We start from the raw sequence: 17,138 nt of genomic DNA on the forward strand, positions 1-17,138 counted from the left end.
TGCGATCCCGAAGGCCCCGTACACCGGCGGTCACCTGAGGTTTCCCGCTGTGTATACAACGCGTCCGAAAGCACAAAAGGACCCGGGGGCTACGCTGCCCGAGTCCTCTGCCCAGCAGAATAGCCCACATGAGCAACCGTCCGGCAGGTCATGTGGCGCGTTCCACCGTTCGTCCGAATTCCGAGACAGGCAGACGGGGCCCTATCCGGACGTTTCTGCGCACGGCCGACGGAATTCCGGTCGATTCCGTATACGATCCGGGCCCGGTCGTATACAAAGCATTTCCCGAGGCTCCGGACGCCTCTCGTTCCCCCTCCCGTGACCTGGTGTTCGTGATCGCGCACGGCTTCACCGGGGACGTGGACCGGCCACACGTACGACGGGTGGCCGCCGTCCTGCGCGCTTACGGCGCGGTCGTCACCTTCTCCTTCCGCGGCCACGGACGCTCCGGCGGCCGGTCCACCGTCGGCGACAAGGAGGTGCTGGACCTCGCCGCCGCCGTCGGGTGGGCCCGCGGCTTCGGGCACGCGCGCGTGGTGACCGTCGGCTTCTCCATGGGCGGCTCGGTCGTCCTGCGGCACGCGGCCCTGCACCCCGGCGCGGTCGACGCGGTGGTGTCGGTGAGCGCGCCGGCCCGCTGGTACTACCGGGGCACGGCCCCCATGCGCCGCCTGCACTGGCTCGTCACCCGCCCCGAGGGCCGCCTGGTGGGCCGCTACGGCCTGCGCACCCGCATCCACCACCGCGAGTGGAACCCGGTGCCGCTGTCACCGGTGGAGGCCGTCCCGCGGGTGGCCCCCACCCCGCTCCTCATCGTCCACGGCGACCGCGACGGCTACTTCCCGCTCGACCACCCCCTGATGCTCGCCGAGGCGGCCGGCGGCCACGCCGAACTCTGGGTCGAGCCGGGCATGGGCCACGCGGAGCACGCGGCGGACGACGCCCTGGTGGCCCGGATCGGGGACTGGGCGGTCTCGGCGGCGGGCTAGCCTGACTCCACACAGTCTTTGTCTCTGTCTTGCCGTCGATTGAGGAATCAGATGCCCAAGGTCACGGTGCGCTACTGGGCCGCCGCCAAGGCCGCGGCCCAGGTCGCCGAGGAGCCGTACGAGGCGGACACGCTGGCCGACGCACTGGCCGCCGTGCGTGCGCGACACCCCGGTGAACTCACGCGCGTGCTCCAGCGATGCTCCTTCCTCATCGACGGCGACCCCGTCGGGACCCGCGCGCATGAGACGGTACGGCTGGCCGAGGGCGGCACGGTCGAGGTGCTCCCGCCGTTCGCAGGAGGGTGAGCGATGACCGACCAGCCGTACCAGGGCGGCCCGTACGAGGGCTACGACCCGTACCAGCAGCACGGATGGACCGGGCACGAGGAGTACGCCCAGCAGCCCGGCCAGGACCCGGAGCTCACCCAGCAGTGGCAGGGCCACACCTGGGATACGCAGACGCACGCGCCGGTACAGGCGGCGGAGACGGCGTACCTGCCCCGGCAGGAACAGCAGCCGGACCACCGGCAGCCGGGGTATCAGCAGCCGGACCACCGGCAGCCTGGGCATCAGCAGTACGCGTATCAGGAGCCGCAGTACCAGCAGGCGCAGTACCAGCAGTACCAGCATCCCCAGCAGTTCGCGGAGCCGTACACACATGCTCCTGAGCCGTACGCGCCCGCCCCCGAGCCCGACCCGGCACCGGTGGCCGCCGCCCCCGCGTCGGCCCCCGCGTCGGCCTCCGCCTCCGCTGCCGAGCCCGACCCGGCCTACGGCCCCGCCACCCTCGCCGGCAACGCGCGGATCACGGACGCCCAGCGGGCCCGCCTGGAGGGGCGGTCCCCGATCATCGAGCCCGGCATGCAGCCGGCGGCGCTCACCGCGCTGCTGGGCCTGCTGCTCGCCGCGACGGCGCCCGTCGCCTCGTACGCCCTCGTCGTGCCGCTGGTGCTGCTCCAGGCGGTGACGGCCGCGGGCTGGTTCCGGCTGAACGGCATGTGGCCGGCCCGGCAGGGCATCGCGCTGGCCTTCGCGGGCGCGCTGACGGCCGACGTGGCGGTCCTCGCGGCCGGCCGCGAGCACGCCCTGATCGCCATCCTCGGCTCGCTCGGCCTGTGGGTCCTGCTGTCCCTCGTCCTCCAGCTGCGTTCCCACGCCTCGGCGGACGAGCGGATGTACGGCCTGATGGCGACGGTCGCCTCGGCGGCGCTCGCGGTACTGGCGACGGGCTTCCTGGCCGCCGATCCGCACGCGGTGTCGGTGGGTGCGGCGGGCGTGGCGGTGGCCGTCCTGGCCCGCGCCCTGCCCCTGCCCACCCCGGCGTCGGTCGTGATCTCCCTGCTGGCCGCCGCGGGCGCGGGCATCGCCCTGGGCGGCATGACGGACTTCGGAGCGAGCGGAGCGCTGCTGGGCGCCGCCGCCGGAGCGTGCGCACTGATCGGCCACCGGGTGGCGAGCTACGACTACCCGTCCCGGTTCGTGCACTTCACGGCGGGCGTGGCGCTGCCGCTGTCCGCGGCGGCACCGGTGGTGTGGGTGCTGGGGCGGGCGCTGGGCTAGCGCCTGTCGTCCGCAGTCATGACCTCTGCGCCGGACAGGCTGTCGGCGGCCCGTCCGGCGCTGCGAGATCCCCGGTTCAGACGAAGTCGATCGACCGCCCCACCTCGGCTGGGTTCCAGGACGGCGACCTCGTCAGGCTCGTGCCGCTCGCCTACGGCTCGACCACGACCTCCTGCGCGGCCGCCGTCTCCCCGGCCAGGAGCCTGGCGTCGAGCGGGACATTCCGCTTCACCAGGGCCAGGGCCACCGGCCCCAGCTCGTGATGGCGTACGGACGTCGTCACGAAGCCGATCTTGCGGCCCTCGGGGCCCTCGTCCGCGAGCCGGAGCTCGGTACCCGGCACCGGCAGATGGACCTCGCTGCCGTCCAGGTGCAGGAAGACCAGCCGGCGCGGCGGCTTGCCCAGGTTCTGGACGCGGGCGACCGTCTCCTGGCCGCGGTAGCAGCCCTTCTGGAGGTGGACCGCCGTGCCGATCCAGCCCAGCTCGTGCGGGATGGTGCGGTGGTCGGTCTCGAAGCCCAGGCGGGGGCGGTGGTGCTCGACGCGCAGCGCCTCGTAGGCGAGGAGCCCGGCGGCGGGCCCGTGCCCGGCGGCGAACTCCTCCAGCCCGGCGCGCGGCAGGAACAGGTCACGCCCGTGCGCCGTCTCGCGTACGACGACGCCGTCCGGCACCTCGGCGATCGAGCCGGCGGGCAGGTGCACCACGGCGGTGTCACCGGTCCGGTCGGCGACCTCGACCCGGTAGAAGAACTTCATCGATTCCAGGTACGCGATCAGCGCGTCCTGGGTGCCGGGCTCCACATGTGCCCAGACGGTGCTGCCGTCGTCCACCAGATACAGCGCGTGCTCGATGTGCCCGTGCGCGGACAGGATCAGGGCCTCGGTGGCCTCGCCCACGGGCAGGTCGCTGACGTGCTGGGTGAGCAGCAGGTGCAGCCAGCTCAGCCGGTCCTCACCGCTGACGGTGACGACACCGCGGTGCGACAGGTCGACGAAACCGGTGCCGTCGGCGAGGGCGCGCTGCTCGCGGAACAGGTCGCCGTAGTGGGCGGCGACACCTTCGTCCACACCCTCGGCTGGGACGGCGCCGGGCAGGGACAACAGGGGGCTCTTCATATGGCAAGCCTACGACGTGGTATTTGAACCCTTCAGAGAACAGTCCGCGCATCGGCCGAAGATCGCGAAATGCTTCATGTCGGTGTCGAACCCGAACTGCTGCCGCAGCTTGGCCGTGAACTCGGAGGCGACCTCGACATCCGCCTCGATCACGTTCTCGCAGTCCCGGCACACCAGGTGCAGATGGTGGTGGCGGTCGGCGAGGTGGTACGTGGGCGCACCGTGGCCGAGGTGGGCGTGGCTGACCAGGCCCAGCTCCTCCAGCAGCTCCAGCGTCCGGTAGACGGTGGAAATGTTGACCCCCGACGCCGTCTTCCTCACCTCGCTGAGGATGTCGTCGGGGGTCGCGTGCTCCAGGGTGTCCACGGCTTCGAGCACGAGTTGCCGCTGCGGCGTCAGCCGGTAGCCGCGCTGCCTGAGGTCGCTCTTCCAGTCGGTGCTCACCACACCGGAAAGTCTAGGACTACTTGAAGAAGGCGATGCCGTCGTCCGGCATGTCGTCCGGGAGGGCCTTGGCCCAGCGCTCGACGTCCTCGGGGGTGACGACCTTCTTCAGCTGGGCCGACATGTAGGGGCGCAGCGGGACCTCGGGGGTCTGCTTCTCGCCGACCCACATGAGGTCGCTCTTCACGTAGCCGTACAGCCGCTTGCCGCCGCTGTACGGCTGGGAGGCGGCCGTCCGGGCGACGGCGTCCGTCACCAGGTCGATCTGCGGCTTCTTGTCGGCCATCTCGCCGTACCAGATCTCCACCGTGCCGTCGTCGCGGGTCATCGTGACCTCGACCTTGCGGTCGGCGTCGATCCGCCAGAAGCCGGACTCCGACTCCAGGGGGCGCACCTTGTTGCCGTCGTTGTCCAGCACCCAGGTGTAGGAGCGGTACTCCAGGAAGTCCCGGCCGTCGTGGGTGAAGCTGACCTCCTGCCCGAAGTTGCACTTCTCCGAGCCGGGGAAGTCGTGCACGCCCGCGCCGGCCCAGTTGCCGAGCAGGAAGGCGAGCGGGACAAGGTCCTTGTGGAGGTCGGACGGGATCTCGATCATGAGCTGCAGCTTTCCTGAAGGGTGGGTCAGCGCTGGCCCTGGTACAGCTTCTTCACCGTCAGACCGGCGAAGGCGAGCACGCCGACGCAGACCAGGACCAGCAGGGTTTCGAAGAAGATCTCCACGGGTGCTCCTTGAGCGAGGGTGGGCGGACGACAGAGCCGGAGCCCAGCTTACGCGGCCGGGGCCACGCGCTCTTTGCGAGGGGCGGGGCCCGCGAGGGCTACGCTTCCCGCATGGCGAAGAAGCTCGTGATCAAGGTGACGGCCGGGGCGGACGCCCCGGAGCGCTGCTCGCAGGCGTTCACGGTGGCGGCGGTGGCGGTGGCCAGCGGGGTCGAGGTCTCGCTGTGGCTGACCGGGGAGTCGTCCTGGTTCGCGCTGCCGGGCCGGGCCGCCGAGTTCGAGCTGCCGCACGCGGCTCCGCTCCCGGACCTGATCGAGTCGGTCCTCGCGGCGGGGCGCATCACGCTGTGCACGCAGTGTGCCGCCCGCCGGGAGATCACGGAGAAGGACGTCATCGACGGCGTACGGATCGCGGGCGCGCAGGTCTTCGTCCAGGAGGCCCTGGCGGACGACGCCCAGGCGCTCGTCTACTGATTGTTTCTAGGGGCGCGGGCGCTTCTTGCCGTCCAGCTCGTCCCACCACTCGTCGGACTGCGGGTCGCCGGAGGGGTCGTCCCACCAGCGGTCCTCCGGGCCCCGGCGGTTGGCGATCATCGCGGCGACGGGCGGGATGACCATGGCCACGACGCACATGCCGACGGCCGCCGGCACCGACCACAGGCGTACGACCCCCCAGGCCAGGACGAAGAGGCCGATGCAGGTCCCCATCATGGCGAAGTAGATGTGCCGTCGCCGGGCGTACATAGGTACAGGGTAGGACCGGCGGGCCCTGTCACAACTGATCCACAAATCCCGTCCGGCCGGGCCGTGCAGAGTTACCGTGGCGTATCGGTACCCACTTCGCACACCACAGCCGACCCGGGGGAAACACCACATGCGCGTCCTGCGAATACTCCTGATCATCGTCGTGATCCTGGGGGGACTCTTCGTGATCGCGGACCGGGTCGCCGTGCACTTCGCGGAGGGGGAGGCCGCGGACAAGCTGAAGGCGACGGAGAACCTGGCCTCGACCCCGGACGTGAACATCAAGGGCTTCCCGTTCCTCACCCAGGTCGCGGGCGGCTCGCTGGACGACGTCGAGGTCGGCATCAAGGACTACGAGGCGGCCACCGGCAAGCCCGGCCAGACCATCCGGATCGACGACCTGAAGGCCGACATGAAGGGCGTCGAGTTCTCCGGCGACTACAGCTCGGCCACCGCGGCGACCGCGACCGGTACGGCGACGGTCTCGTACGCCGAGCTGCTGAAGACCGCCAAGTCCGAGCCCACCGAGGTGGCCCCCGGGGTGACCGCCCGGGTCGTCGGCCTCTCCGACGGCGGCAACGGGAAGATCAAGGTGGCGGTGGAGGGCACCGTCTCGTCCCTCGGGATCAAGCAGACGGTGTCCGTGCTCAGCACGGTGACCGTGGAGAACGACAAGGTGCAGGTGCACGCGGACTCCCTGCCCAAGCTGGGCGCGGCCGCGATCGCCGAGAACCGCATCCGTACGATCACCGACTTCCAGCAGGCCATCGACCAGCTGCCCGGCGGCATCAAGCTGGACAAGGTGGAGGCCGCGCCGGACGGCGTGGAGATCAGCGTGAAGGGTTCGGACGTCAGGCTCGCGGGGTAGGGACCCGGAACACCCCCATGGACGCAGGGTGTCCGACTGGCGAGACGCCCCCGTCCGCAGCGCAGATGTCCTGACGCACCCGAGCGCCCGGAGGCCCCGAGAGGGGTACCCGGGCGCTTTTCTCATCCCGCCATCCGGACGATCGTGTCTCGCAATATGACACACCGGTGACACGCCCGCCCGGACGTCCCTACGATCGAGCCCATGAAGCGACAGGCGGATCTCACGAAGCGGCGGGCAGTCGACCTGTGCCGCGTTGCCGCCATGCTCTGTCGCCCCTTCTGACCGGAACGCCCCGGCTTCCGCGTTCCACCCCGCCCTGCCGTCAGGGCCCCCGTGCGCCGCTCGGGCCTCGAGCGCGCCCCCGTAGCCATTCGCACACCCCGCCGCAACTGCCCCGGAGGAGAAAGAGCATGAGCCGCAGCGACGTCCTGGTCGACGCCGACTGGCTTCAGGAGCACCTGGACGACCCGACCATCGCGATCGTCGAGGTGGACGAGGACACGTCCGCCTACGAGAAGAACCACATCAAGAACGCGATCCGCATCGACTGGACCAAGGACCTCCAGGACCCGGTCCGCCGTGACTTCGTCGACCAGGCCGGCTTCGAGAAGCTCCTGTCGGAGAAGGGCATCGCCAACGACCACACGGTGATCCTCTACGGCGGCAACAACAACTGGTTCGCGTCGTACGCCTACTGGTACTTCAAGCTCTACGGCCACGAGAACGTCAAGCTCCTCGACGGCGGCCGCAAGAAGTGGGAGCTGGACGCCCGCGAGCTGGTCGCCGGCGACGAGGTCCCGGAGCGCCCGAAGACCGACTACAAGGCCAAGCCGCAGAACACCTCGATCCGCGCCTTCCGCGACGACGTCGTGGCCGCGATCGACTCCCAGAACCTGGTCGACGTCCGTTCGCCCGACGAGTTCTCCGGCAAGCTGCTCGCCCCGGCCCACCTGCCGCAGGAGCAGTCGCAGCGTCCGGGCCACGTGCCGACCGCGAAGAACATCCCGTGGTCGAAGAACGCCAACGACGACGGCACCTTCAAGTCGGACGAGGACCTGAAGGCCCTCTACGTCGAGGAGAACGTCGACCTCGCCAAGGACACGATCGCCTACTGCCGCATCGGTGAGCGCTCGGCCCTGACCTGGTTCGTGCTGCACGAGCTGCTCGGCGTGGAGAACGTCAAGAACTACGACGGCTCCTGGACCGAGTACGGCTCCCTCGTCGGCGTGCCGATCGAGCTCGGCGCCGGCAAGTAACCCATCCCGACCGACCTTCCGGTCAGACCCCTTACGGAGAGACAGCATGTGTGGAGCGAAGGCCGGCGGCCCGGACGCCTCGACGATCAAGCCCGGTGAGACCACGATCCAGGGTCAGGTGACCCGCGACGGCGAGCCGGTGACGGGCTACGTCCGTCTCCTCGACTCGACCGGCGAGTTCACCGCGGAGGTCCCCACCTCCGCGACCGGCCAGTTCCGTTTCTACGCGGCCGAGGGCACGTGGACCGTCCGGGCGCTGGTGCCGGGTGCCACCGCCGACCGCACGGTCGTCGCCGAGAAGGGCGGGCTGGCCGAGGTCGCCATCGCGGTCTGAGCGGACCGAACGGTCCATGTGGGCTCAGTGACGAGCTGAAGGGCCGCACCCCTGGGTTGGACGCCAGTGGGGGTGCGGCCCTTCGGCTGTCCGGGAGTTCCTCCTGTCAGCACCGCCCCCGAACGACCACGAGGGCGACCGCCGCGAACAGCGCGGCGACACAGAGGGCGGCGAGTACGCCACTGACGCCGGCACCGTCGGCCATCCGGCGACGCGTGTACCGGCGGGCGGGGCGCGGGCGAGGGGCGCGGTGAGGGTCTGGCCGAGGGTGGGGGGCGTCGCGCGGGCCGCGCATCTCCAGGGCCCGGTACTCGCCGACCTTCGTCGTCATCACGACCAGCTCCTTTCCATGAACGCAGGTGCGCAGCGCAAAGCTGCGGCTACTCTGCGTGTTCGGGCGGTGCTCAAGAGCATGCCGCACGGAATGGGCGTCTGGGCTGTTGAGGGGCCCAAATTCAACGGTGGGCTGCCAAATTCAACAAATTCAACAGGAGCGCGATGCCACAGCGGTTGGTGATCACGGGACGGAGTCAGGAGCCAAGGGGGCGGTTCACCGAGGAACTGAGGCGCCTGAGAGGCGAACGCGGCCTGAGCCTGCGGGACCTGGCCAAGGAGGTGGGCTGGGATTCCTCCCAGTTCAGCAAGCTGGAGAGCGGGCAGACCCTGGGCGGGCCCGAGGTCGTGCAGGCGCTGGATCAGTTCTATGGAACACCGGGTCTGCTGGTCACGCTGTGGGAACTGGCGGTGGCGGATCCTACGCAGTTCAAGGAGCAGTATCGGCGGTACATGGTGTTGGAGGCCGAGGCGATGAACCTGTGGCACTACGCCGTCAGCAGGCCGCCGGGGCTTCTTCAGACCGAGGCGTACGCACGCGAGGCGCTCGCCGCGGGCGGCATCGAGGGCCGGGAGCTGGACCAGCAGGTCGAAGCGCGAGTGGGCCGGAGGGAGTTGCTGAGAGGCGTCGACGCACCGACGTTCCGCAGCATCCTCTCCGAGTCGGTATTGCGGACTCCGTTGCGAGACCCGCGGGAGTGGCGGAAGCAACTGGCGTACCTGGCGGAGGCGTCGGAGCGTCCGAACATCACGATCCAGGTGCTGCCGTTCAGTGCCGGCTCTCACGGCCTGGCGAGCACCGCGATGATGTTCCTCCGGCTGCTGGACAGCCGTACCGTGGCTTACGCCGAGAACGACGTACACGGTGAACTGATCGAGGAACCAAGCCGGGTTGAGCGTTTCCAGCGCACTTATGATGCGGTGCGCGACATGGCCCTGTCTCCGGCCGAATCGCGAACGTTCATCCTGCGGATGTTGGAGGAAGTGCCGTGCGAGCCATCGACCTGAGCGGTGTGACCTGGCGCAAGAGCAGCTACAGCAACTCGGACGGCGGTGAGTGCGTCGAGGTCGCCGACAACATCACCTCCGTCATCCCCGTCCGCGACAGCAAGGCCCCTTCCCGCGGAGCCCTCGTCTTCCAGGCCGAGGCGTGGGCGGCCTTCGTCAACGGAGTCAAGCGCTAGATCTCCAGCAACACCGTGAACGGCCCGTCGTTCGTCAGCGACACCCTCATCCGGGCGCCGAAGCGGCCCGTCGCCACCGTCGCGCCCAGGGCGCGCAGCTGGGCGACGACCTCGTCGACCAGGGGCTCGGCCACGTCTCCCGGGGCCGCCGCGTTCCAGGTCGGGCGGCGGCCCTTGCGGGCGTCGCCGTACAGGGTGAACTGGCTGATCACCAGGAGCGGGGCGGCGATGTCGCTGCACGACTTCTCGTCGTGCAGCATCCGCACGGTCCACAGCTTGCGGGCCAGCTGGGCCGCCTTCTCCTTGGTGTCCTCGTGGGTCACCCCGACCAGGACGCACAGCCCCTCGCCCTCGATCGCGCCGACCGTCTCGCCGTCCACGACGACGCTCGCGCCGTCCACCCTCTGCACCACCGCACGCATGCGGACCATCATGCCCGGTGCCCCGCGCTCGCCCGCGGGGGGCCCAATATGGATCCGTTACCCCCCATCTAGGGCCGTTCGGGGGCACTCGGTCACATAGCGGCCAGTTGGGGTGGCACGATGCTTGCACACGCCGGTCGAGGGGACGGTCAGAAGCAGATGAGCACACCGAGTACCAGCGGGCGGCTGGGGACGCAGGGGACGCACCGGCCGCCCGCGCAGCGCGCCGACGCTCCGGCGGGCCCGGGGCTGCCGGGGGATCCTCACCCGGCCTTTTCGGGGTATCTCCAGCCGCCCGATCTGGCCCGGCTGAGCCTGCCCGAGCTGCGCGCCGTGCGCCGTGACGCCCAGCGTGACGAGGCGGACCTCAGCTATGTGCGGCGGCTGCTCCAGGGCCGGATCGACATCCTGCGCGCGGAGCTGGGCCGGCGGGGCCGGGCATCGGTGCCGGCGCCGGTGGACGGCTCCGTGGTCGACCGGCTCCCGGAGATCCTCAAGGACGCCCCGGCCCGGCAGCGCTCTTCGGCCCGCCATGTCACGCTCGGCACCCCGCACAACGAGGAGTACCGGCAGCTGGCCGCCGACATGCTCGCGGAGGTCGAGCTGTCCGACCTGACGGCGCGCACCGATCTGGAACTGACCGCCGCCATGGGGCGCCTGGTCCGCTACGAGCAGGAGGTCTCGCGCCGCCGCCAGCTGCTGCAGCGCACGGCCGACGACTGCAGCGGGGAGATCGCGCGCCGGTACCGGGTGGGCGAGGCGCAGGTCGACGACCTGCTGACGTGAGCGGCGGGGGCGCACGAGAGGGCGCCGCCCCCGTGAGGCCGACGCCCTGGTGAGTGCTCGTCCGGGTGGTCGTGCTGCCCGGACCTGCGCGGTCGCTCCCGTCTTCCGAGGACGTGCTGACTGTTCATCCGTAGCGAGCTGTTCAGTTGTGGCTGTGCGATGTCGGTATTCAGATGTCGCTGTTCGGTTGTGGCTGTGCGGGATGTTCAGTTGTGACTGTGCGTTCCGGTGACCGTCCCCTGTCCGGGCTCCCGGCTCCCCTCCGGAAGGGAGCCCGGTCGGCCAACCACTGGGAAGCTCGACCATGTCATGCGAGTTGGCTGCCAACTCACTGTACTTATCTCCGTCGGAACGCGGCGCATAACCACCTGCCGGGGAACTGCCGCAAGTTGGCGGGAAGTTGTAGGGTTTTTTTGTGGACCCGGAGCACGCCTCCGCCAGTGGGCGGACGAGGCCCCAGCGGCCCCGCTCGTCCCACCGCGAGATCGCCGACGAACTGCGCAGCCGGATCAGGTCCGGGATGCTGCGGCCGGGTGAACGCATGCCCACGCAGGCCAAGCTGGCCGACGAGTTCGGTGTCGAGCGCGGTGCGGTACGGCAGGCGCTGCGGATCCTCCAGTCGGAGCACCTGCTGACCGGTGCCTCCAAGGGCAGCCCCGCCATCGTGGCGGGGGTGCCGGGGCCCGCGCGCCCTCAGGCCGGCCCGGCGGCACCGCCACAGCCCACCATGGTGGGCCTCACCCCGCGTGTCGCCGCCGCCTTCGCCGCCCCGCACGTGCGGATCGACGCGCTGTGCCTGACCTCGGTCTCGCTCACGCTGGCGATCGGCGACCCGCTGCGGCAGATCCACGCAGGACGGCTGAAACCGGCCAAGATCGACGTTCGGCTGCTGCTGCCCAGCCGGGACATCGACCTCGCCTTCCCGACCCCGGTGGACGCCGACGACGGCGGCCTGCTCCACCGGCGCTGGCTGGCCCAGCGCAACGCCCAGGGCCTGGTGCTGCGGCAGAACCTGCTGGCGCTGCGCACCACGCACGGGATCGACGTGCGGGTCTCCTTCCGGGCGCTGCCCTTCACCCCGCCGGTGAAGCTGTATCTGCTCAACGGCGCCGAGGCGCTGTTCGCGTACTACACGCTGGGCCGCCGTGAGCGGGAGATCGGGCACGAGCACATGGAGCTGTACGACGCCGACGGCACCCGGTCCATGCTGTTCGCCTTCGAGCGGCGGGCCGGGCGGCGGGACGCGGCGTTCGTGGAGCAGTCGCGGCTGTGGTTCGACGCCCTGTGGGAGACGATCAGCTCGGAACTGGTGCTGACGCTATAGCGCGGGGCCGGCCAGGAGCAGCGCGAGCAGGACGGCGCCGGCGGAGCTGACGGCCGGGCTCTTGGCCTTGATGCCGACGGTGAGCAGCAGCAGGCCGGCGATGCCGGTGGCGCCGAACCGTGACTGCACGAGCTGCTCGAAGCCGAAGACGAGGAGGGCGGAGAGGAGCGCGGGGACAGGCATGGACGTTCCCCCTTTCGGTCTGCCAACTCAACCTAGTTGGCAGCCAACTCTCCTTGAGTTGTCCCCACTTGGTCGCCCTACACAAACAACTTCAGAACAACTCCCCATAGATAGAACAGGGTTGTAGCGTTTGGCCGTGACCCAGGAGAACGTGGCAGTGAACGGCAGCAGAAGGCGCTCGGCCCGGGAGATCGCCGACATCCTGCGCGAGCGCATCCGGACCGGAGCCCTGCGTTCCGGCGAGCGGCTGCCCACCCAGGCCGAGCTCGCCGAGGAGTTCGGCGTGGAGCGGGGCGCCGTACGCCAGGCCCTGCGGGCGCTGCAGGACGACGGTCTGCTCAGCGGCGTCAGCAAGGGCAGCCCGCCCCGCGTCGCCGGGCCGGCGCCCGCGGGCGAGGAGCCGCAGCCGACCATGGTCGCCCTCGCCCCCCGGCTGACCGAGGCGTTCTCGGCACCGCACGTGCGCATCGACGCCGTGTGCCTGACCGCGCAGAGCCTGATTCCCGCCCTCGGCGAGCCGCTGCGCCTGATCCACGAGGGACGCATCCGCCCGGAGCGGATCGACGCCCGCATCCTGCTGCCGTCCCGGGACATCAACCTCGCCTTCCCGGTCTCGGTCGACGCCGGCAGCGACGACGACGCCGTCCACCAGCGCTGGCTGGCGATGCGCAACGCCCAGGGCCAGGTGCTCCAGTACAACCTCCAGGCCCTGCGCGGTACCCACGACATCGAGGTCCACGTCACCTTCCGGGCCCTGCCGTTCACCCCGCCGGCGAAGCTGTACCTGCTCAACGGCACGGAGGCGCTGTACGCGTACTACATGGTCACGCGCCGCGAGGAGCCCATCGAGAGCGGCAGAACGCTGGAGATGTACGACACCCTCGGCTCCGAATCCCTGCTGTTCTCCTTCGAGCAGCGGGCCGGGCAGCGGGACGCGGCGTTCGTGGAGCAGTCACAGAAGTGGTTCGACGCCCTCTGGGAAACCATCACCACGGACCTGACACTCTCCTAGTGACTTCTGATGCGACATCTGGTGCGACTTCTGTTGCGAGCGAGACTGAGAAGCTTCGGGAACTGATCACATCGGCCCGGTTCGTGCTGTGGGACTTCGACGGGCCGATCTGCCGGCTGTTCGCCAGACACCGGGCCGAGCGGGTGGCCGCGGACCTGGTCGACTGGCTGGAGCGGCAGGGGCTGCGCGGGCTGCTCAGCGAGACCGAGCGCGAGACGCTGGACCCGCAGGTGGTCCTGCGCGCCGTCGGCCGCCGCCGGCCGGGCAGCGACCTCGTGGCCGGGCTGGAGGAACGGCTCACCCAGGAGGAGCTGCGGGCCGCCGCGTCCGCACTGCCCACCGCCTACGCCGACCCGCTGATCCGCACCTGGACGGCCGTCGGCGCCCGGCTGGCCGTCACCACGAACAACTCGCCCCGCGCCGCCCGCACCTACCTCGAATCCCGCGGCCTCGCCGGCTGCTTCGCCCCGCACCTGTACGGCCGCACCGAGCACCTGCACCATCTCAAGCCGCACCCGCACTGCCTCAACCGCGCCCTGAACGCGATGGGCGCCGCCCCCGCCGCCGCCCTGATGATCGGCGACTCCCCCTCGGACCTGACCGCGGCCCGGGGGGCCGGGGTGCCGTTCCTGGGCTACGCGCGCAAAGAGGCCAAGGAGAAACTCCTGCGCGCGGCGGGCGCCGTACACGTCGTACGGTCGCTGGAGCCCTTGCTGCTGTTGCTCAGGAACGGGCCGGCCGCGCGCTAGCGAACGCCACCGCGTGCGCCACCCGCACCGGTGCGCCGCCTCGGACGGCTGTGGCTTTCGGTGCGTTACGATGCGGCCCTCCGGGCCACCGCTCGGATGCGCGCGTACGGGACGGCGACGAGCCGGTCCCGCGTCGTCGCGCCCGGTGCAGGTGAGTGACCGGCCACCCGTCGGGCCGCTCGTCCCGGCCCTTCTTTCTTCACGCCCTCATCTCCATTCGCACGATCTACCCGGAGCGGCCAGTGGGCGCACCGCCTCTTCCCCGTGCCGTTCGGACGGATGCCGTCGTCCGGGAGTTCGTGGCCCGTGCCGTCGCGGCCGGCCGGACGGGCCGCGGCTTCCAGCACCGCAATCACGTCGTCGCGCTGACCGAGCCGGCGGCCGGGCTGCTCGGCCGGGCGCCGGGCACCCTGGTGACCGTACGGGTGCCGCGTCCGGACGCGGTGCCGGTGGTGATCCGGACCTGGCGGAGCGAGCCGGAGATCCTGCGGGCGGTGCGCAGGGTGCTGCCGCAGGCGCCGGAGTGCCTGGCCGAGGGCCCCGGGTACGCCGTCCACAGCTTTGTGGACGGCTCTGTGCTGGCCGACGTCTGCCCCCCCGGCGAACCGGTCGACGGACCGCTGCTGAAGGACCTGGCGGAGCTGTTCGCCGCCGTCGTCCAGGTCCGCGGCGGCGCCCTGCCGCCCCTGCCGGCCCACTGGCCGCGCAACCACACCGACTCCCAGGGCTTCCTGCGCACCCTGGCCCACCTGGCCGACCAGCAGGTCCGGCGGCCCAACCGGCACCGGTACGGGGGGCTGTTCACGGCCCTCGGCGTGCCCGAGGACGCCCTGCTGCGGTTCGCCGACCGGGTGCCGGCCCTGGCCCGGCGGCCGTACGGCCTGCTCCACGGCGACCTGCACCGCGGCAACCTGGTGCGGCCGGCCGCCGGTGACGTGCCGCTGCACTGCGTGGACTGGGAACTGGCGAGCTACGGCGACCCGTTGCACGACCTCGCCGTCCACCTGGTGCGGATGCGCTACCCGGACCACCAGCGCCGCGAGGCCGTCACCGCCTGGGCCGAGGCCGTGCACCGGGTACGGCCCGCCGCCACGGCCGGCCTCTCCCGGGACCTCGGGCACTACCTCGCGTTCGAGCACGCCCTCTCCCTGTACGCCGACGTGGTCCGGGCCGCGCGCTCGCTGGAGGACGGCTTCGACCCGCAGCGCCTGGACGAGGCGACGGCAACCGTTCGCGCCGCCCTGCGCGCGGCCGCCGGCTCCCTGCGGCTGGGCCGGGTGCCCGAGCGGCGGGAGATCGAGCGGATCCTGTTCCGGCGGGCGGCGTCCGGTGCCGTGCCCCGGCGGGCCGCGGCGGCCCGGGCCATCGGCTGGACCCCGGACCGGCGGGTAGCCGAGCACCCCGACTTCCCGCACGCAGCGGTCGCCGACGCGCTGTTCCTGGAGGGCGCCGCCCCGGCCGGCCGGGTGTTCAAGGGGGCCACGCACCTCAACACGGTGCTCCGGGTGCCCGGCACCGCTTTCCCCGTCGTCGTCCGCCGGGAGGCGGCCGTCGTCGTGCGGCGCGAGACGGGCTTCCTCAGCGAGCACGCCGTCCTGCGGGCGATCGAGCGGTCCGGGGTGCCGGTGGCCGCGCCCCGGGTGCTGGCGCTGGGCACGAGCCACGCGACGGACGAGGCCCACCGCTACGGCGGTGACGTCTTCACCGTCCACACCTACGAGGGCGACCTCGACCTTCGCCCCGAGCACCCGGTGCACGGGCTCCGGCCGCACGAGGCCGACTGTCTGGTGGACCAGCTGGCCGCGCTGACCGAGGTCGACTACACCCCGACCGACCCGGTGGCCGGCGGGCCCGGCTTCCACGACTGGCTCAGCGACCAGCTGGTGGCGCTGGTCGCCGGCCTGCCGCGGGAGTCCCAGCAGCTGGCCCGCTTCCTCGGCCTGCCGGACGCGCCCCGGCTGCGCGAGATCCTCGCCCGGCACCGGGTCACCGAGCGGGACCCCGCCCTGCTCCACGGCGACCTCAACCCCTGGAACCTGGTCCGGCGCGCCGACGGCCCGCCGCTCACCCTGATCGACTGGGAGATGGCGCTGGTCGGCGACCCGCTGTACGAGCTGGTCCGGCACATGCACCTGACCCCGACCCGCCCGGAGATCCGGGACCGCATGTTCCGCCGCTGGGAGGCCCGGCTGGACGCGCGGTTCACCAAGGGCTGGCGGGAGGACTGGCGGGTGTACCGGTGGATCGAGATCGTCCGCTCGGCCTACGTCGACCTCGACCGCCTGGTCACCGGGGCCGGCCTGGACGCACCGAACGTGCGGCGCGCGGTGGACTCCTACGCGATGACCCTGGCCGCGGCCACCGCCTCCCTGGGGCTGTCGTCCCGGCGGCGCGGCAGCCCGCACCCGGCCTGGCCGACCGGCCCGGGCGGGGCTGCGTAGGCTCCCACCATGGGTGAGATGGGTCTGCGTGAACGCAAGAAGCAGCGGATGTACCAGGACGTGTCGGACATCGCCGTACGGCTGTTCCTGGAGCGGGGCTTCGACGCGGTGTCCGTGGCGGAGGTCGCCGCAGCGGCCGGGATCTCCAAGCCGACCCTGTTCCGGTACTTCCCGGCCAAGGAGGACCTGGTCCTGCACCGGATCGCGGACCACGAGACGGAGGCCGCGCGGGTGGTCGCCGGGGCCGCCGACCCGGTGGACGCGCTGCGCCGGAACTTCCTCGCCGGCCTGGAGCGGCGCGATCCGGTCACTGGGCTGAACGACCATCCCGCGGTGCTCGCCTTCCACACCCTGCTCTACGGCACCCCGGCTCTGGTGGCGCGGGCGTACGCGCACCTGGAGCGCTCGGAGGCGGCGCTCGCCGAGGCGCTCGGCGGGGGGTTGGAGGCGCGGCTGGCCGCCGGGCAGCTCATCGCCGTACAGCGGATCCTCGCCCAGGAGAACTGGCGGCGGGTCGCTGCGGGCGAGGCGGTCGCGGACGTGGCGCCGGACGCGGTGGAGGCGGCCGAGCGGGCGTTCCGGCGGCTGGCGGCGGGGCTGCCGGAGCTGAGGCGCGACCAATGAGACTCGGTTAAAAATGTAACTCGGTAACATTTTGGCGGTAGGCTG

23 protein-coding genes are annotated in these 17,138 nt (G+C 71.3%); 16 read left to right on the plus strand and 7 right to left on the minus strand.

The window, feature by feature from the left end:
• Positions 1-128 precede the first annotated feature (128 nt).
• Genes ACZ7DL_RS04145 through ACZ7DL_RS04155 form a run of 3 tightly spaced genes read left to right on the plus strand, consistent with a single transcriptional unit; the run spans position 129 to position 2,549 of the window.
• Entirely contained in the window at positions 129-989 is an 861-nt protein-coding gene (locus tag ACZ7DL_RS04145) for an alpha/beta hydrolase (protein ID WP_470771283.1), read from the plus strand.
• 51 nt (positions 990-1,040) lie between these two features.
• Positions 1,041-1,295: a MoaD/ThiS family protein gene (locus ACZ7DL_RS04150; RefSeq protein WP_361689278.1), complete on the plus strand. Its 255-nt coding sequence runs from the start codon at positions 1,041-1,043 to the stop codon at positions 1,293-1,295.
• A 3-nt stretch (positions 1,296-1,298) separates the two neighbouring features.
• Entirely contained in the window at positions 1,299-2,549 is a 1,251-nt protein-coding gene (locus ACZ7DL_RS04155; protein WP_470771285.1) for a hypothetical protein, read from the plus strand.
• 151 nt (positions 2,550-2,700) lie between these two features.
• On the opposite strand, the gene ygfZ is transcribed toward ACZ7DL_RS04155, so the two are convergent.
• From ygfZ to ACZ7DL_RS04170, 3 genes are read right to left on the minus strand one after another with little or no spacing between them, the layout of a single operon-like run.
• Entirely contained in the window at positions 2,701-3,666 is a 966-nt protein-coding gene (gene ygfZ / locus ACZ7DL_RS04160) for a CAF17-like 4Fe-4S cluster assembly/insertion protein YgfZ (protein ID WP_470771287.1), read from the minus strand.
• A gap of 9 nt (positions 3,667-3,675) precedes the next feature.
• Positions 3,676-4,113, minus strand: a complete 438-nt coding sequence (locus ACZ7DL_RS04165) for a Fur family transcriptional regulator (protein WP_470771289.1) — start codon at positions 4,111-4,113, stop codon at positions 3,676-3,678.
• A gap of 16 nt (positions 4,114-4,129) precedes the next feature.
• On the minus strand, positions 4,130-4,705 hold the full coding sequence (locus ACZ7DL_RS04170; RefSeq protein WP_470771290.1) for a heme-binding beta-barrel domain-containing protein: 576 nt from the start codon (positions 4,703-4,705) through the stop codon (positions 4,130-4,132).
• 236 nt (positions 4,706-4,941) lie between these two features.
• On the opposite strand from ACZ7DL_RS04170, the gene ACZ7DL_RS04175 reads away from it, so the two are divergent.
• Entirely contained in the window at positions 4,942-5,304 is a 363-nt protein-coding gene (locus ACZ7DL_RS04175) for a DsrE family protein (protein ID WP_470771291.1), read from the plus strand.
• A gap of 6 nt (positions 5,305-5,310) precedes the next feature.
• On the opposite strand, the gene ACZ7DL_RS04180 is transcribed toward ACZ7DL_RS04175, so the two are convergent.
• Positions 5,311-5,574, minus strand: coding sequence for a DUF3099 domain-containing protein (locus ACZ7DL_RS04180; protein WP_470771292.1), 264 nt, complete (start codon positions 5,572-5,574; stop codon positions 5,311-5,313).
• 130 nt (positions 5,575-5,704) lie between these two features.
• Between ACZ7DL_RS04180 and ACZ7DL_RS04185 the strand changes: the two genes are divergently transcribed.
• From ACZ7DL_RS04185 to ACZ7DL_RS04200, 4 genes are all read left to right on the plus strand, one after another.
• Positions 5,705-6,442: an LmeA family phospholipid-binding protein gene (locus ACZ7DL_RS04185; RefSeq protein WP_470771294.1), complete on the plus strand. Its 738-nt coding sequence runs from the start codon at positions 5,705-5,707 to the stop codon at positions 6,440-6,442.
• 204 nt (positions 6,443-6,646) lie between these two features.
• Positions 6,647-6,727 (plus strand): Ms5788A family Cys-rich leader peptide, encoded by an 81-nt coding sequence (locus ACZ7DL_RS04190; protein ID WP_350751515.1) that lies wholly within the window; start codon positions 6,647-6,649, stop codon positions 6,725-6,727.
• 128 nt (positions 6,728-6,855) lie between these two features.
• Positions 6,856-7,701, plus strand: a complete 846-nt coding sequence (locus ACZ7DL_RS04195; RefSeq protein WP_470771296.1) for a sulfurtransferase — start codon at positions 6,856-6,858, stop codon at positions 7,699-7,701.
• Positions 7,702-7,747: 46 nt separating this feature from the next.
• Entirely contained in the window at positions 7,748-8,035 is a 288-nt protein-coding gene (locus tag ACZ7DL_RS04200; protein WP_470771298.1) for a DUF1416 domain-containing protein, read from the plus strand.
• A gap of 106 nt (positions 8,036-8,141) precedes the next feature.
• On the opposite strand, the gene ACZ7DL_RS04205 is transcribed toward ACZ7DL_RS04200, so the two are convergent.
• Positions 8,142-8,366: a hypothetical protein gene (locus ACZ7DL_RS04205; protein WP_470771300.1), complete on the minus strand. Its 225-nt coding sequence runs from the start codon at positions 8,364-8,366 to the stop codon at positions 8,142-8,144.
• Positions 8,367-8,533: 167 nt separating this feature from the next.
• Between ACZ7DL_RS04205 and ACZ7DL_RS04210 the strand changes: the two genes are divergently transcribed.
• Together ACZ7DL_RS04210 and ACZ7DL_RS04215 are read left to right on the plus strand one after the other, a co-directional pair.
• Positions 8,534-9,376, plus strand: coding sequence for a helix-turn-helix domain-containing protein (locus ACZ7DL_RS04210; RefSeq protein ID WP_470771302.1), 843 nt, complete (start codon positions 8,534-8,536; stop codon positions 9,374-9,376).
• Positions 9,358-9,552 (plus strand): DUF397 domain-containing protein, encoded by a 195-nt coding sequence (locus ACZ7DL_RS04215; RefSeq protein ID WP_470771303.1) that lies wholly within the window; start codon positions 9,358-9,360, stop codon positions 9,550-9,552. The genes ACZ7DL_RS04210 and ACZ7DL_RS04215 overlap by 19 nt, the downstream gene beginning before the upstream one ends.
• Here ACZ7DL_RS04215 and dtd read toward each other — a convergent pair.
• Positions 9,549-9,974 carry a D-aminoacyl-tRNA deacylase gene (dtd, locus tag ACZ7DL_RS04220; protein ID WP_468653452.1) on the minus strand — a complete coding sequence of 142 codons (426 nt, stop codon included), beginning with the start codon at positions 9,972-9,974 and terminating at the stop codon, positions 9,549-9,551. The two genes, ACZ7DL_RS04215 and dtd, sit on opposite strands and share 4 nt — an antisense overlap.
• A 159-nt stretch (positions 9,975-10,133) precedes the next feature.
• On the opposite strand from dtd, the gene ACZ7DL_RS04225 reads away from it, so the two are divergent.
• Both ACZ7DL_RS04225 and ACZ7DL_RS04230 read left to right on the plus strand, forming a co-directional pair.
• A complete protein-coding gene (locus ACZ7DL_RS04225; protein WP_470771305.1) occupies positions 10,134-10,760 on the plus strand; it encodes an RsiG family protein in 627 nt (208 codons plus the stop codon).
• A gap of 415 nt (positions 10,761-11,175) precedes the next feature.
• Complete coding sequence (locus tag ACZ7DL_RS04230) at positions 11,176-12,084, plus strand: winged helix-turn-helix domain-containing protein (protein WP_470771306.1); 909 nt, start codon at positions 11,176-11,178, stop codon at positions 12,082-12,084.
• Here the strand turns inward: ACZ7DL_RS04230 and ACZ7DL_RS04235 are convergent.
• Positions 12,079-12,267: a hypothetical protein gene (locus ACZ7DL_RS04235; RefSeq protein ID WP_470771307.1), complete on the minus strand. Its 189-nt coding sequence runs from the start codon at positions 12,265-12,267 to the stop codon at positions 12,079-12,081. The two genes, ACZ7DL_RS04230 and ACZ7DL_RS04235, sit on opposite strands and share 6 nt — an antisense overlap.
• A gap of 130 nt (positions 12,268-12,397) precedes the next feature.
• Here ACZ7DL_RS04235 and ACZ7DL_RS04240 point away from each other — a divergent pair, with 130 nt between their 5' ends.
• The 4 genes from ACZ7DL_RS04240 (at position 12,398) to ACZ7DL_RS04255 (ending at position 17,093) form a co-directional block, all read left to right on the plus strand.
• Positions 12,398-13,279: a winged helix-turn-helix domain-containing protein gene (locus tag ACZ7DL_RS04240; protein ID WP_470771309.1), complete on the plus strand. Its 882-nt coding sequence runs from the start codon at positions 12,398-12,400 to the stop codon at positions 13,277-13,279.
• An 83-nt stretch (positions 13,280-13,362) separates the two neighbouring features.
• Positions 13,363-14,028, plus strand: coding sequence for an HAD family hydrolase (locus tag ACZ7DL_RS04245; protein ID WP_470771311.1), 666 nt, complete (start codon positions 13,363-13,365; stop codon positions 14,026-14,028).
• 299 nt (positions 14,029-14,327) lie between these two features.
• Positions 14,328-16,469: a phosphotransferase gene (locus ACZ7DL_RS04250; protein WP_470771312.1), complete on the plus strand. Its 2,142-nt coding sequence runs from the start codon at positions 14,328-14,330 to the stop codon at positions 16,467-16,469.
• Positions 16,470-16,478: 9 nt separating this feature from the next.
• Positions 16,479-17,093, plus strand: a complete 615-nt coding sequence (locus ACZ7DL_RS04255; RefSeq protein ID WP_470771313.1) for a TetR family transcriptional regulator — start codon at positions 16,479-16,481, stop codon at positions 17,091-17,093.
• The last annotated feature ends 45 nt before the right edge of the window (positions 17,094-17,138 follow it).

Source organism: Streptomyces sp. NPDC036984, assembly GCF_055607665.1.

Excerpts from the sequence above, each read along its gene's own strand:
- ACZ7DL_RS04195 (WP_470771296.1), top strand. The coding sequence starts at position 6,856 with ATGAGCCGCAGCGACGTCCTGGTCGACGCCGACTGGCTTCAGGAGCAC.
- dtd (WP_468653452.1), bottom strand. The coding sequence starts at position 9,974 with ATGCGTGCGGTGGTGCAGAGGGTGGACGGCGCGAGCGTCGTCGTGGAC.
- ACZ7DL_RS04170 (WP_470771290.1), bottom strand. The coding sequence starts at position 4,705 with ATGATCGAGATCCCGTCCGACCTCCACAAGGACCTTGTCCCGCTCGCC.
- ACZ7DL_RS04205 (WP_470771300.1), bottom strand. The coding sequence starts at position 8,366 with ATGACGACGAAGGTCGGCGAGTACCGGGCCCTGGAGATGCGCGGCCCG.
- ACZ7DL_RS04255 (WP_470771313.1), top strand. The coding sequence starts at position 16,479 with ATGGGTGAGATGGGTCTGCGTGAACGCAAGAAGCAGCGGATGTACCAG.
- ACZ7DL_RS04155 (WP_470771285.1), top strand. The coding sequence starts at position 1,299 with ATGACCGACCAGCCGTACCAGGGCGGCCCGTACGAGGGCTACGACCCG.
- ACZ7DL_RS04210 (WP_470771302.1), top strand. The coding sequence starts at position 8,534 with ATGCCACAGCGGTTGGTGATCACGGGACGGAGTCAGGAGCCAAGGGGG.
- ACZ7DL_RS04175 (WP_470771291.1), top strand. The coding sequence starts at position 4,942 with ATGGCGAAGAAGCTCGTGATCAAGGTGACGGCCGGGGCGGACGCCCCG.
- ACZ7DL_RS04185 (WP_470771294.1), top strand. The coding sequence starts at position 5,705 with ATGCGCGTCCTGCGAATACTCCTGATCATCGTCGTGATCCTGGGGGGA.
- ygfZ (WP_470771287.1), bottom strand. The coding sequence starts at position 3,666 with ATGAAGAGCCCCCTGTTGTCCCTGCCCGGCGCCGTCCCAGCCGAGGGT.
- ACZ7DL_RS04150 (WP_361689278.1), top strand. The coding sequence starts at position 1,041 with ATGCCCAAGGTCACGGTGCGCTACTGGGCCGCCGCCAAGGCCGCGGCC.
- ACZ7DL_RS04225 (WP_470771305.1), top strand. The coding sequence starts at position 10,134 with ATGAGCACACCGAGTACCAGCGGGCGGCTGGGGACGCAGGGGACGCAC.
- ACZ7DL_RS04145 (WP_470771283.1), top strand. The coding sequence starts at position 129 with ATGAGCAACCGTCCGGCAGGTCATGTGGCGCGTTCCACCGTTCGTCCG.
- ACZ7DL_RS04190 (WP_350751515.1), top strand. The coding sequence starts at position 6,647 with ATGAAGCGACAGGCGGATCTCACGAAGCGGCGGGCAGTCGACCTGTGC.
- ACZ7DL_RS04235 (WP_470771307.1), bottom strand. The coding sequence starts at position 12,267 with ATGCCTGTCCCCGCGCTCCTCTCCGCCCTCCTCGTCTTCGGCTTCGAG.
- ACZ7DL_RS04180 (WP_470771292.1), bottom strand. The coding sequence starts at position 5,574 with ATGTACGCCCGGCGACGGCACATCTACTTCGCCATGATGGGGACCTGC.
- ACZ7DL_RS04200 (WP_470771298.1), top strand. The coding sequence starts at position 7,748 with ATGTGTGGAGCGAAGGCCGGCGGCCCGGACGCCTCGACGATCAAGCCC.